The following is a 13,584-nucleotide window of genomic DNA, read 5'->3' as shown; positions in this document are numbered from 1 at the left end:
ATGAAAAATTTAACCCGTCTTTCTGAGGAATCTATAAATTTTCGCAGAAAATCATCTTTCTGCGGCATCTATAGCTTTACAATCGAAGAATCTCGTGGAATTATTTATAGCTTTTCATCTCGCCGTTTTACACACCCCCCGGCAAAAGCTGTACCCCAACTTCTTCAAGCTAAGTACGGCGTCTTAAAAGGAGAATTTCGCCAGAATAACGAATCAAGTCCCCCTTCAGAAGGTGGAACAAAAGGGGGTTTGCAAAATCAAGAACTAATTCTAACTAAACCCCTTTGCCGACATTCGTCGTCTTTTCCCCTTACAAAGAAGAACTTTAATGTAGAAAAAAAGAAAAATCAAATCTGCGATAATCCGTGTGAATCCGTGAGCTGACAAAATGAAAAAACAAACTGAAATACGCAAAATAATCCACGTGGATATGGATGCTTTCTTTGCTGCAGTTTATATTCGCGATCATCCCGAAGTAAAAGGCAAACCGGTTATCTGTGGAGGACCGGCAAATAGCCGCGGTGTGGTTTCCACCTGCAATTACGAAGCGCGGAAATACGGAATTCATTCCGCCATGCCCAGTTTTCAGGCTCATAAATTATGTCCGCACGGCATTTTTGTTCGTCCTGATTTTAATCGAATTCGAGAAGCCGCTGAAATCGTGAGAGAAATTTTCTATGAATATACCGATCTGGTAGAGCCGGTTTCCATCGATGAAGCTTATCTGGATGTAACAGAAAACAAAATGAATACAGAAAGTGCTACCGAAATCGCCCGAGAGATCAGGAAACAGATTTTTGAGAAAATCAAACTCACAGCATCTGCGGGAGTTTCCTACAATAAATTTCTGGCCAAGATCGCTTCCGATATGGACAAACCGGACGGCTTGACAGTGATCACTCCAAAGCAAGCGATGAGAGTTCTGGAAGAACTTCCCATCGGTAAATTTCACGGCATCGGCAAAGCAACCGAAAAACGGATGAATTACCTGGGAATTCGCAATGGAAAAGATCTTAAAGAACGAACTCTTAAGGAACTTGTAAAACATTTTGGAAAAGTCGCAAATTTCTATTATTACATCGTTCGTGGAATCGATAACCGGAAAGTGACGACCAGCAGAATTCGTAAATCATTAGGATGTGAACGCACTTTTGCCAAAGATATTACAGATGTGGAAGAGATGCTGAACATACTGAAAACAATCTCACAAAAGATCAGTGGAAAAATGCAGGAAAAGAAATTTAAAGCAAAAACTTTGACGGTGAAGATCAAGTATGCCAACTTTGACGTTGTGAGTAGAAGCAAGACTTTTGAGTTGCCGTTTGATGACGACAAACTGATGTTGCAAGTGGGACGTAAACTTCTACTGGAAACTTTGGGTCCCAAATGCAGTATTAGACTCTTGGGTTTAAGTGTGAGTAACCTGGTGTGGCTGCATGATCAGCAAAATAAACAGCAGGTTCTGCCGTTCTTTGCAGAAACGGAATTGGTGGTTGGAGATTGACTTGCTACCTTGCGAATGGTTAATTCTCCTCTGGAGAGGAGTACGGCTTTAGCCGGGAGGTGTGTACCTTCGCAATGGTGATAATGAACACTATTACAGAAAAGAAGTGAACGAGTTGCATGTGTTAGAGTCACTCTTGACCGTGGGCTTTTCTCGTTCAGGAGTGAACGAGTTACAAAGAACGAGTTACAAGGAGTTTTTTTATGTGTGGAAGATTTGCGTTATACAGCAGTTTTAGCGCAATAAAAGAATATGCAGATATTTTGAATAAAATAGGAGAATTGGAATCAAATTTCAATGTTGCTCCGGGTCAGATCATTCCAATTGTAATGACTGTTCACAGCAAAAAAATTCTGGAACCTGTAAAATGGGGATTAGTTCCTTTCTGGGCCAAAGATCCCAAGATAGGTTACCGAATGATAAACACAAGAGCTGAAACGATCAATCAAAAACCCAGCTTCAAAGCTGCTTTCCGCTATCGGCGCTGCCTGATTCCTGCCAATGGCTTTTACGAATGGAAAAAACCGGAAAAACAACCGTATTTTATCCACTTGAAAGATCGTGAACTTTTTACTTTTGCCGGCATCTGGGAAGAGTGGCATCATCCCGATGGCTCTTCGCTGAGAACCTGCTCCATCATCACAACGCAAGCAAATGAAATAATGCGAGAAATCCACGATCGCATGCCGGTTATCCTTCCCAGGCAAGATGAAGAAAAGTGGCTGCAGCAGAACGAGCAGAAAGAACTATTGAATCTTTTAAAACCATATATCAGTGATGATATGGAAATTTATCCGGTATCCAAAGCAGTGAATTCCTATAAAAATAATTATAAGCATTTATTGAAAGAGGTATAGGGTTTTAGGTACAAGGTTTTAAGTAATAGATATTTTAATTTGTATTTGTTGATAATTCATCCAAGACATATTTTCGAGGTTACTTCCTGCCTATACATGGAGGTCGTATAACTTTTTCTACCTTTTCTTTTGACATCCAACACTACTATTTGAAATTAATATTCTAAAGATTGAGAGGAAATATGGATCAAAAAAAAGATTGGTTAAAATTAGATAATGCTGCCAAGATCTATCCAGCTACTTCCAACAAGAAGTCTCCAGCTCAATTTAGATTAGCAGTTACTCTAAATTCTCCTATTAAATTGAAAACTCTGCAATATGCCTGGGAAAGACTTCTGGAGCGTTGTCCGTATTTTCAAGTTTATTTGCGCCGAGGATTTTTCTGGTATTATCTGCAAAGACATCAAGATGTTCCACCAATAGAATTAATGGAACCTATCCCTACTGCAACTTTCGATCTTAATCAAAAAACCGCGCATCTCATCAAGATCTGCATTCGGGAAAACACGATTGCTCTGGATTTCTCCCATATCATTACCGACGGCAATGGCGGTATTAGATTCTTGCTGGCTCTGGTTTTTGAATACTTGCGGATTGAAGGTGTAAAAATAGATAGAATAGAGGGTATTCCTCATCCTGATGATGCACCTTCAGCCAATGAATTTGAAGATAGTCACAGGAAGTTTTTTCCAGGAAACCTTCCTCAGCCAGATGCCCTGCCTAAAGCTTTCCATATTCCGGATAAACCATTTTCTGATAAAAGTTTTAAATTGATCACAGGTAAACTCCAATTAGATAATGTCATTATTATATCACGTCAAAATCAAGTATCTTTAACTGAATATTTAACAGCCGTCTACATGTTTAGTTTGATGCATATCTATAAACAGAAAGCAAAAACGCTTAAATTGAAGAATTCGATTATAAGATTGGAAGTACCTGTTAACATGAGAAAATTCTATCCCTCCCAGACAATGCGGAATTTCTCACTTTATGTTTCTCCTGAATTGGATTTGAAATTAGGAGAATTTACTTTTAAAGAAATTCTGAAAAAAGTTCATCACAGTATGCAAATGCAAATAGACAGCAAAGAACTTGGCAGACAGACTTCGCGCAATGTTGGGGGTGAACTCAATCCCATTATACGCATAATCCCATTATTTATTAAGGACATTTATCTAACAGCGCTTTACAGTAGATTAGGAGAGAATTGCTATTCAGGTGTAATTTCCAATTTAGGCAAAATTATTATTCCTGATAAAGCAAAAGAATTTTTAAAATCTTTTGATTGCATTCTTGTTCCAAATCATGGTATAAAGAAGAGCTGCGTTGTTCTGTCCTATCAAAATGAGCTGACAATAAATTTTAGCAGTGTGGTTGAAAGTACAGAATTAGAAAGACTTTTCTTTACAAAACTTGTGGAAGATGGGATTTCCGTTTCTATAAGGGAGATTTGATATATGCCAATTTGTAAAAATTGTGGTGTAGAGATAGAAAGTACTAAGAAGAAATGTCCGCTTTGCCAGGCCACTCTGGGAGAAAAGGTAATAGTGCATGAAGAAAAGCATGCTGTTACACCTATTACAAAGAAGCAAAAAATCCATAGTCCATTCTTAATGGAATTGTTTTCTTTTTTTTCTGCTGCAGGGGCGATTGTAGTTGCCGCTGTAGATTTTGCTTATGGTGCAGATCTAACCTGGTCTCGCATTCCTCTGAGCTCGATCATTTTCTGTTGGTTATTTGTTTTTCTTATTCATCATCTCATTAAAAAACCATATCTACTTGTAGTCCTGGAAACAATCAATTTTCTTATTTTCCTCTGGTTCCTGGATCGATTTATTCCCGTATATTCCTGGTTTTTCAGTTTAGCCCTGCCTATCATTGTGGTAGTCGGCATTCTTTTTCTTCTGGTAATTCTCTGGATACGTTCCTTTAAATTATCCACTTTCTTATCACTATCTGTCGGCACATTAGCAGTTGGTATTTTCCTGCTTTGTTTGGAAGTGATCTTAAATAAATTTCATCAGGAAAATTTGATGGTCAGCTGGTCTCTGGTCGCTTTTGCCTGTATTTTACCTGTAAGTGGATTTTTCATATATTTCCAGCTAAGAATAAATAAAAAAGATTCTGAGTTGAAGAAATATTTTCATATTTAATTGGTAAATTTATGAGCACAAATTATGAATAAAATATCTGACGAACAGATCTACCGTCGGCTCCAGCAACATCTTGATAATTTTCCGATTGGCATGCCGGCAACAGATTCCGGTGTAGAAATCAGAATCTTGAAATTCCTGTTCACACCAATTGAAGCCAGGATTGCATGTTGTTTGAATCTTGCACCCAAAAGACCGGTAAAAGTATTTCGACGCTTTCAGGATATATTCCAGATTGAGTTAACCGAAAAAGAGATAACAGATCATCTGCATGAAATGTTCATGAAAGGATGTCTGGAGCGGTCAGGTAAAGAAGGTTCCTGGCGTTATTCCAATGCTATGCTGGCTATTGGAATGTTTGAATATCATGTGGATAAACTTACTCCAGAATTCATGAAAGACATGAATGAATATTTTGATGAAGCTTTTGCAGAAGAATTTCATCGAACTGCAATTCCTCAACTAAGAACTTCTCCACATTGGAAAGCTTTAGCTCCAGAATATAAAATAGCAACTTATGATGATATGCGAAGTTTCGTGCAAAATGTTGATAAACCCATCCAGGTAGCAAACTGCATCTGCAAACAAGGTGAAGAACTGCTGGGAAATCACTGTAAACGCACAGATAATATCGAGATATGTTTGATATTTGGCAGTAAAAGCTATGCTGCCAGAAAACAGGTTCGAGAAATCTCCAAAAAGGAATGCCTGGCAATTTTAGATAGAGCTGAACGAGAAGGTATGGTTCTTCAACCTGGAAATACAAGAGAGCCTTTCTGCATCTGTATCTGTTGTGGCTGCTGCTGTGGAGTTCTAACCGCTGCAAAACAATTTCCAAATCCAGCAGAACTATTTGCCACGAATTACTACGCAGAAATAACAAAAGAAAACTGTATAGGTTGTTCAATATGTGTAGGTCGCTGTCAGATGGAAGCGATCAAGATCGAAAATGTGAAAGCCGAAATTGATCTGGGAAGATGCATTGGTTGTGGATTGTGCGTTACCACATGCCCTCCCAAAGCAATAAAATTAAAACAAAAGGCTGAAGAAACCGTTCCTCCCAAAAATACAGCATCACTTTACATGAAAATTTTACAGAAGAAATTTGGAAAACGCAGAACAATGATGAAAATGCTGAAATTGCTTTTAGGTTAATATTTTTCAGGAAGAATTATGTATAAAATAATCAATGTGAAAGAATATGAAAAAGGGATATCAGAAGCTGTAAAATATATTCACGGCATCTGGGGAAATGAATCTAATTTTCCATTTTATGAAGATGCAATTCAAAATTCCTCACTTCCCGGCAAACCTCTTCCCCGCTTCTATCTGATGTTGGATGAAGAAAAGATAATCGGCTGTTATGCGCTTTTGACAAATGATCTGATTAGCCGACAAGATCTCTGGCCCTGGTTAGGTTGTTTATTTATAGACAAAGATTATCGTGGAAATCAACTTGGATCTACGCTAATGGATCATGGAAAGAATGTAGCAAAAAAACTTGGATACAAAACCATTTATCTTACTACAGATCATGATGGTTACTACGAGAAATACGGTTGGACCAGAATTGAAGACGGATTCGATCTTTCCGCTGAAAGATCCAGAATCTATAAGATGGATATTCAGGAACTTTATGCCATTTGCCATTGAGTTGTATTTTGACCAGCAAAGCACAGCTACCCTGATCGATCTGCGCACCAAATTTCTGCTTGCAGGTTTACCTGTAGATGAAGATACATTACCGCACATTTCGCTGGCAATCTACGATCAACTCGACCTTTACGATTACATCAAAAGATTAAAAAAATATGCAGCCAGCATTTCACCTTTTAATTTAAAACTTACTCAAGTTGGCATGTTTCATGGAGAAAAAAAAGTAGTATTTCTGCAGCCCGGTCTGGATGATCGATTAAAAGCATTACATCAGGATTTTCATGTTCATTTCCAAGATGAAATTAAAAATGAATGGTCATATTATCTGCCCCAAAACTGGATTCCACACTGCACGCTGGTTTTGGCTGCAGAAGAAAAACAAATTCCCAAAGCGTTAAAAGTTATAGATAATTTACAGCTACCGATCAAAGCAAGAATCGAAAAAATTGGAATTCTGGGTTTTAAGCCTAATGAGCAGCTGGCTGTGTTTGAGATTGGGAATTCAGGAAAGTAAAACACCGGATTGTTAGCAGATCATCATTGTTTTGGAAATAGGTTCAAATATTTAAACAAAATATCAAAATATATTTTCAATCGGATCTCTACCATGAATCGTTTATATCGTTTTCTAAAAAAAACCTGGAATGAGCTTATGGTTAAATTTCATTTTGTATATCCTTTATTCGGGAGATTCGTGAATCTCCCTACAACCTCGGTTTTTGTTTGACATGATAAGAATGTAATGGAATTCCTGCAATGTAAAAAAAAATATGAGGATTAATTATGAATTTCCTGGAAAAATTATACCGACCGCTTCTTAGGAAGAACCTGATATTATACAATTTAACAGTTTTACTCAGCACAATCATCATCTTTTTCATAATATTTTTTGCCTGCACCATCCTGCTTTTCATTATCGCAGGAATTCTGGCAATAATCAATGGAGTTTCTGATGCAATGATTTTGGAGAGCGTAATTGTCGCAATTGTCGTCCCGGTCTTTGTGGCAATTTTAGATATTATTTTTTGTCTGATTATTTTAATAAAAAATTTGAAATTCTCACAACCTGACTCAAATGATGAATATAAGGAGAAAATATCATGAGAAAATTATTTTTTATATTCTTTATTTTATTAGTTTCCAATCTTATTCTTGGCCAGGAATTCGGTATTGCTACCAATCCCTGGAGCCAGACTTATCCCGAAGCATCTTTTGCTAACGGACAATATTTTACTGTTTATCTGGATAAACGTTCCAGTAGTTATGAATATGAATTCTGGGCAAGATTTGTTTCACCAGACGGTACAGTAGATCCGATCGAGCATCAGATTCTTCCGCCTTACAACGCAATGTCATTCATGCATCACCTTGCCTGGGGAAGTTCAAATTATCTTTTTGCCTGGTCACGTCAACGCAGTCCTTATAATTACACTCGCGATGCTTATGGAATTTTTGTTGATCAGGATGGTAATCCTTCTGGGGGACAATTTGCTGTTTCCAGCGGAAATACAGAAAGCTGCTCTTTTTTGAAAGTAGCTTTCGACGGCACGAATTATCTGGTAGTGTGGCAGGAAGGCATGCCGAATCAGGGAGCAAATATTCGCGGACAATTTGTAGCACCAAACGGAAGTATGATCGGTTCAAATTTCGATATTCGCCCAGCAGGATTGGCAACAACAGTATCTCAGATCTATCCTGATGTTCTTTTTAATGGTACGAATTATGTAGTTGCCTGGGATGATGACCGAAATGGTAATCGTGACATTTTTATGCAGTTTGTGGGAACAGATGGTACATTGATCGGTGATGATATTGCTGTATGCACAAATGCAACCAAACAACTTCTTGTACAATTTGCATATAACGGAAATAATTATCTGCTTGTCTGGTCGGATGAACGTGACAGCACCAATGATGACAGTATTTACGGTCAATTGGTGGGAACCGACGGCAGCTTGATCGGAGATAATATTCCAATTTCAATCACTCAGAATTCCGAAGGTAGAAGCTGGCCGGCAATTGCAGCCTCTGCTGGACAATATCTGGTAACCTGGAAGCAGGATTTCCTGGTTTATGATGACGATACAAAAGAAATTGCTCCAGAACAGGAAGTGATGAACTTATCTGCTGGATTAGATCCCAGCGATCCAACATTGTGGTATGATGTGTGGGGAAGAAAAGTAGAGTTTGATGGAACAATTCCTGAACCAGAATTTGCCATCTGCACAGTCGATAATCACCAGGATGAATCCTGCGTAGCTTCCGATGGCACCGACTTTCTGGTAGCCTGGGAAGATTCCCGAAATGCCAATCAATATTACGATATTTACGGCCTGATCGTGGAAGGAGTGGCTGTTGATCCCGGTTTTGTGGAAGGAATTGTTACTTTGAGCGGCGGAACTGGAAACGTAGAAGATGTAATGATTTCTACCGGAACAACGACGACAAATCCGGATGCCAGCGGTTTTTATCAGTTGGAACTGCTGCCGGGAAATTACATACTGACAGCGGAAATGGATTATTTCGGATTTTATGAAACTGATATCCAAATTACAAGCGGATCTACTGTCACTCAGAATATGACGTTAGAATATTTAGAACCTCCTTATGTAGTTTTGAACCCTTTTCTATGGATAGTTTTCTGGGAACCTCCCCAAGCTTGTAATGCAACATTAATTGGTTATAACGTTTATCTTGATGGTGTACTGGTAGCAATAGTTGATCCTGATGTTTATCAATATGAATATGCCGGCTTGGTTCCTGGACAATTATATGTAGCAGGTGTTTCTGCTGTTTATGAAGAAGGAGAGTCATATATAGTTGAAGATTATTATATGGGCACGTATATTCAAAATCCTCCATCTAATGCATCGTATGAAATTTTTCCTGATCACATTCATTTAACATGGCAGCCACCAGAACCTGGCAGTACATATCCATTCGATTTTTACAGAATTTATTTAGATGGTGAATTGATTGAAGAAACAACAGATTTCTCTTATGACATTTATGATTTGATCAACGGGCAAAATTATTTGATCGGGATAACTGCAGTTTATCAATATTTATTTGAATCTGACCCTATTCAATTTAGTATTAGTTTTGTAGGAACTGACAAAGAATTAATCCCTTCAACTAAACTTATCGGAAATTATCCCAATCCCTTCAATCCAAGCACAACAATAAGCTTCAGCGTAACGCAAAGCTCCGACTTTGCGACAATTGAGATTTACAGCCTTAAAGGGCAGAAAGTTAAAATATTTACATTCCCAAACGGTAGTTCAGGAACGAGTGAACAGAGTGTCGTCTGGAATGGAAATGATAATTCCGGCAAGCCGGTTTCCAGCGGAATATATTTTTATCGCCTACAGAGTGGTGATTATGCTGAAACCAGAAAGATGATTTTAATGAAATAAACTTAAATAACCTTGCGAAGAGTGCATCTGCAAGATGCTGGTGTTCTTTCTACCAGACGTTTTCGTACTTCTTGCTTTTTGACCTTCGCAAGGTTCAAATTATCCTGACACTTCGACGTAGCTCAGTGTGACAGGATTAAGGTTAAATAGTATGACAGGAACTTTAGTAAACGTATCCACAATTATCGTTGGCAGTATTATTGGTGTGATTTTGCATGCCCGTTTTTCCAAACGATTCACCGAAGTTGCTTTTCAGGGAATCGGACTTTTCACCATTTTTCTGGGTGTGATGATGGCACTAAAATCAGAATCCTATCTCATCATCGTTCTCAGCATTATCAGCGGATCTTTGCTGGGAGAAGCCTTGAATCTGGAAGTCTGGATGGATAATCTGAGTGAGAAATTAAAAGCTAAACTGAAATCTAAAAACGACAAATTCTCGGAAGGATTAATTACAGCATTTCTGCTTTTCTGCATGGGCTCGATGACGATTCTGGGAGCTATCGAAGAAGGTTTGGGTGGTAAACCAAACCTGCTGCTGACCAAAGCGATGATGGATGGATTTGCAGCAATGGCATTATCCTCAGCTCTGGGAATCGGTGTTTTATTTTCTGTGATTCCGCTACTCATTTATCAAGGTGGGCTTACTTTACTAACTGCACTTTTAGGAAATTATTTCAGTGAATTTTACATTAATAATCTCACATCTGTTGGTGGAATTCTACTCATTGGTTTAGGAATCAGAATTCTGGAACTGAAACAGATCAGAGTACTGAATATGCTGCCGACTTTATTGATCATTGTTTTGCTGACTTGGATTAAAAGTCTATTATGATCTTAAATCGCAGATCAATTATGAGGAAAAGATGATTTACGATTTCCGATTGGAGATTTTAGAACTGAGAAATATAACATCAATCATAAATCTTAGATCGTTGATCTTAAATCGTAGATCAATTATGAGTAAAAGATGATTTCAGATTTCCGATTGGAGATTTTAGAATTAAGAAGTATAGCATCAATCATAAATCTTAGATCGTTGATCTTAAATCTCAAATCACAATGAGTTATAAATGATCAAATACATTCCTCTCAATCAGAACATCCTGCAAGCTGCGATCCAGGAAATAGATTCGGAAAATTGTCTATTACTCTTTCCTACACGAAAAAGCAAAAAAGAAGCACTCAAACTTTATCAACCAAACTGGGATTTCACTTCGCAGCAATTTCTGACAATGGATGAATGGAAAGAATTGCTATTTTTAACTGACAAACCTATTTTGAAAGAGGAAAAAAGAACTTTAGCTCTTTATCAAGCAATGCAAAACGATCAAAAAGAATTCTTCAAGATCAAATCCTATCATCAATTTATCGATCTTGCTCAGAATTTCTTTTCTTTCTGGGAAGAGATCAGCGAAGAGCAGGTGGATGATTCTGAAATTATCGAAGTTCTGAACCGCAAGCAAACAGCCGGAAACTGGCAATTAAACACCTTTGGACACCTTCAGAAAATGAAACTTGATTATGCAAAATATCTTTTTGAAATTGGATTTTCAGATCAACTTTTTATGCGTGAACAAAACGAGATCATTTCCCAAGATTTTGAGAAAATTATTGTTGTAAACCAATTCTATTTTACCAATTTTGAAAAAAGATTATTGAAAATATTTGAAGATAAAACTACAATTTTAACTCAAATTCCACAGAGTTGTTTTGATGAGGAAAAACTGGAAATCAACCCTGATTTTAACGCTGAAAATATTAAACCCTTCATAAAAGAAAAGATTGATGTGTTCACTTCTGAAGATGAAACAAATATGATCGCGGATTTGGCTGTGGAACTGAGCAAAGTAGAAAAAGCTGAGATCATCGATTTTCAATTCAATCGTCAACCTTATGCTCATTTACTGTCCTCAGATTTTTTTTCAAAATCATACGAGATAGATTTTTCACAAACTCGTTTTTACCGCTTCTGGCAGCATATTTTGCAACTATTAAATTCCAAAATTCAGAAAGGAAATCCTTTCCTGCTTTCGATGAATTATATTTTTAACCTTGTTTCTGCCGATGATATTTTTGGCTATTTTCTTGCCGATAAAACTAAAAGAGAAGAAATCAGAACCTGGCTTTTCCAGCTGATCGATAACGATTTCAAATTTATCGACCTGGATTTTGTTACCGGTAGAAAACCAGAATTTAAGGAAACTTTTTCACAGATTTTCGAATTTCTACAGAAAATTGATATAATAAATTCCATCGAAAATTTGATCAGTTTTATTTCAGAGAATATCAACCTTAAATATCTGCTGGAAGATTTTCAGACGAAATCTGATCTGGCAGAAGTTTTTTACTCTTCCTTGGCAGATTTCGTATCCATCGAATCGATTGGATTGGTGCAAAATTGGAAAAGTGTTTTCCCTTCCAACCAAGCAGCAAACCTCATAAAATTGCTGCTGGATTATTTGAAACCAAAAAAAAATAAGCTTAATAAATCAAAAGAGCCAACTCGCTACAACCTGACTTCACTGCAAGATACACGTAATCTGCAATTTGAAAATATGTTCATATTAAATGTGGTGGAAGGAGTTCTTCCCGACCGCAAACATACACAATTTCTTTTAAGCGAAAATCAGCGGAAAGAACTGGGTTTAAAAACCTACGAAGATATTACTTTGCGTGATAAATATTATTTCTATCGACTCTTATGCAGCAGTCGGAATGTAAAGATCTTCACTCGTTATAATTTAGAAGAAAATATCGAGATCAGTTCTTTCCTGGAAGAATTGAAACTAAATGATTCAGTAGAGGAACATCCTGAAAGACAAAGAGGCTTCCTGCTAAAAATATTGTTTGATAATTTACTCAATACTACTGATACTAATCTTCCTGACAAATCTTCTATCTCTGATGATTTTTTTTCTTTTCCGTTTTATGAAACTGAATTTCCGCAGACGAAATTAAGTTTGAGTTTTTATAAATGGGAGAAATTGAAGAATAATCCTTTCGAATTTTATCTGGAGTTTGTTGCGAATTTAAAGAAGCGGGAAGTGGAAATTTCTAACGATTTCAGCAGTAAATTGATCGGAAATATCGCGCACGAAATTATCAATTTGGTTTTTGAACGACTGGTGGAAGTTTATCATTCCAGCAAATTCAAACACAATTTTGTTTATAATACAAAATTGTATGTGGATCAGGCAATAAAGCATTATCTAGAACATAACCAAAATTTCACATATCTTTCTCCACATAACTTTTCCGAGCGTTATTTTCACAAAATTTTTCTACCAATTTTAGCCGCTGGTATCGAGAACTTTTTCTACCGATTGCACAATGATCTTCATCTTTCTGAAAAAGTAATTACAGTTTTGCCGGAAAATAAAAGTAGCCTGGAACGTGATTTCATTCGAATCAAGGATTTGGATGTTTGCCTGAAAGGACGTCCCGATCTTCGAATTCATACCGATAACTCGAAATATATTTTTGATTTCAAAACCGGCAGTGTTCAACAGAAGAAAGCACTCCAACTGCAATTCTATGAAGAAATTTATTACCTGATCGATCAACCTGAATTACAAGACAAAATCAGCTCTTTCCTCTTTTTCGTTGAACAAAAAGACATGAGAAAACTAAATAGACGAATTGATTTGAAAGAGGAGATTTTTGACGTTTTAGAAGAAATCTTTGAAAATGGTTTTGCTGTTGCTGATAAATCTGACAGATTTGAGCATGTTGAGATCACAAGACGAGATTTGGTGAAGTGATGATGGATTTAACCCCCTTGATCCCCCTTGACAGGGGGAAAAGTTAGAAAACATGAAAGAAATATTGAATGAAAAGAAAGAATTTTTTAATAAATATTGAGCTCCCTCTAAAAAGTATCAAAAAAAAACCTTTTCAATAAATATGAATTTTTTCATATTGAATCCATAAATAAGTGAAAAAAGGTATTGGTAATGTTTCGAAAAAATAGCGACCATAAACAAATGGATATA

12 protein-coding genes are annotated in these 13,584 nt (G+C 36.9%); all 12 read left to right on the top strand.

What is annotated here, in order from left to right; genetic code table 11:
• The 12 genes from K9N40_04015 to K9N40_03960 all read left to right on the top strand — a co-directional run bounded on the left by K9N40_04015 (window position 1) and on the right by K9N40_03960 (window position 13,353).
• A complete protein-coding gene (locus tag K9N40_04015; protein ID MCF7813633.1) occupies window positions 1–384 on the top strand; it encodes a hypothetical protein in 384 nt (127 codons plus the stop codon).
• Between the two features lie 4 nt (window positions 385–388).
• Window positions 389–1,504, top strand: a complete 1,116-nt coding sequence (gene dinB, locus K9N40_04010; protein ID MCF7813632.1) for a DNA polymerase IV — start codon at window positions 389–391, stop codon at window positions 1,502–1,504.
• A gap of 203 nt (window positions 1,505–1,707) precedes the next feature.
• A complete protein-coding gene (locus K9N40_04005) occupies window positions 1,708–2,361 on the top strand; it encodes an SOS response-associated peptidase (GenBank protein ID MCF7813631.1) in 654 nt (217 codons plus the stop codon).
• Window positions 2,362–2,543: 182 nt separating this feature from the next.
• Complete coding sequence (locus tag K9N40_04000; GenBank protein MCF7813630.1) at window positions 2,544–3,818, top strand: hypothetical protein; 1,275 nt, start codon at window positions 2,544–2,546, stop codon at window positions 3,816–3,818.
• Window positions 3,819–3,821: 3 nt separating this feature from the next.
• Complete coding sequence (locus K9N40_03995; GenBank protein ID MCF7813629.1) at window positions 3,822–4,517, top strand: DUF6320 domain-containing protein; 696 nt, start codon at window positions 3,822–3,824, stop codon at window positions 4,515–4,517.
• Between the two features lie 24 nt (window positions 4,518–4,541).
• Window positions 4,542–5,672 (top strand): 4Fe-4S dicluster domain-containing protein, encoded by a 1,131-nt coding sequence (locus K9N40_03990; protein ID MCF7813628.1) that lies wholly within the window; start codon window positions 4,542–4,544, stop codon window positions 5,670–5,672.
• Between the two features lie 18 nt (window positions 5,673–5,690).
• Window positions 5,691–6,170 carry a GNAT family N-acetyltransferase gene (locus K9N40_03985; protein ID MCF7813627.1) on the top strand — a complete coding sequence of 160 codons (480 nt, stop codon included), beginning with the start codon at window positions 5,691–5,693 and terminating at the stop codon, window positions 6,168–6,170.
• Window positions 6,154–6,687, top strand: a complete 534-nt coding sequence (locus K9N40_03980) for a 2'-5' RNA ligase family protein (GenBank protein MCF7813626.1) — start codon at window positions 6,154–6,156, stop codon at window positions 6,685–6,687. The genes K9N40_03985 and K9N40_03980 overlap by 17 nt, the downstream gene beginning before the upstream one ends.
• A 269-nt stretch (window positions 6,688–6,956) precedes the next feature.
• The gene (locus K9N40_03975) at window positions 6,957–7,277 is read left to right on the top strand and encodes a hypothetical protein (protein ID MCF7813625.1); all 321 of its coding nucleotides are present in this window, start codon (window positions 6,957–6,959) and stop codon (window positions 7,275–7,277) included.
• Complete coding sequence (locus K9N40_03970) at window positions 7,274–9,589, top strand: T9SS type A sorting domain-containing protein (protein MCF7813624.1); 2,316 nt, start codon at window positions 7,274–7,276, stop codon at window positions 9,587–9,589. The genes K9N40_03975 and K9N40_03970 overlap by 4 nt, the downstream gene beginning before the upstream one ends.
• A 151-nt stretch (window positions 9,590–9,740) precedes the next feature.
• A complete protein-coding gene (locus K9N40_03965) occupies window positions 9,741–10,424 on the top strand; it encodes a DUF554 domain-containing protein (protein ID MCF7813623.1) in 684 nt (227 codons plus the stop codon).
• A 238-nt stretch (window positions 10,425–10,662) separates the two neighbouring features.
• Window positions 10,663–13,353, top strand: coding sequence for a PD-(D/E)XK nuclease family protein (locus K9N40_03960; GenBank protein MCF7813622.1), 2,691 nt, complete (start codon window positions 10,663–10,665; stop codon window positions 13,351–13,353).
• The last annotated feature ends 231 nt before the right edge of the window (window positions 13,354–13,584 follow it).

It is taken from the genome of Candidatus Cloacimonadota bacterium (genome assembly GCA_021734245.1).
In the GTDB taxonomy this organism is placed as follows: domain Bacteria; phylum Cloacimonadota; class Cloacimonadia; order Cloacimonadales; family TCS61; genus B137-G9.
This window is presented reverse-complemented; position numbering and strand designations above follow the sequence as displayed.

Coding starts and splice junctions, on each gene's coding strand:
- K9N40_04015 (MCF7813633.1), top strand. CDS start 1: ATGAAAAATTTAACCCGTCTTTCTGAGGAATCTATAAATTTTCGCAGA.
- dinB (MCF7813632.1), top strand. CDS start 389: ATGAAAAAACAAACTGAAATACGCAAAATAATCCACGTGGATATGGAT.
- K9N40_04005 (MCF7813631.1), top strand. CDS start 1,708: ATGTGTGGAAGATTTGCGTTATACAGCAGTTTTAGCGCAATAAAAGAA.
- K9N40_04000 (MCF7813630.1), top strand. CDS start 2,544: ATGGATCAAAAAAAAGATTGGTTAAAATTAGATAATGCTGCCAAGATC.
- K9N40_03995 (MCF7813629.1), top strand. CDS start 3,822: ATGCCAATTTGTAAAAATTGTGGTGTAGAGATAGAAAGTACTAAGAAG.
- K9N40_03990 (MCF7813628.1), top strand. CDS start 4,542: ATGAATAAAATATCTGACGAACAGATCTACCGTCGGCTCCAGCAACAT.
- K9N40_03985 (MCF7813627.1), top strand. CDS start 5,691: ATGTATAAAATAATCAATGTGAAAGAATATGAAAAAGGGATATCAGAA.
- K9N40_03980 (MCF7813626.1), top strand. CDS start 6,154: ATGCCATTTGCCATTGAGTTGTATTTTGACCAGCAAAGCACAGCTACC.
- K9N40_03975 (MCF7813625.1), top strand. CDS start 6,957: ATGAATTTCCTGGAAAAATTATACCGACCGCTTCTTAGGAAGAACCTG.
- K9N40_03970 (MCF7813624.1), top strand. CDS start 7,274: ATGAGAAAATTATTTTTTATATTCTTTATTTTATTAGTTTCCAATCTT.
- K9N40_03965 (MCF7813623.1), top strand. CDS start 9,741: ATGACAGGAACTTTAGTAAACGTATCCACAATTATCGTTGGCAGTATT.
- K9N40_03960 (MCF7813622.1), top strand. CDS start 10,663: ATGATCAAATACATTCCTCTCAATCAGAACATCCTGCAAGCTGCGATC.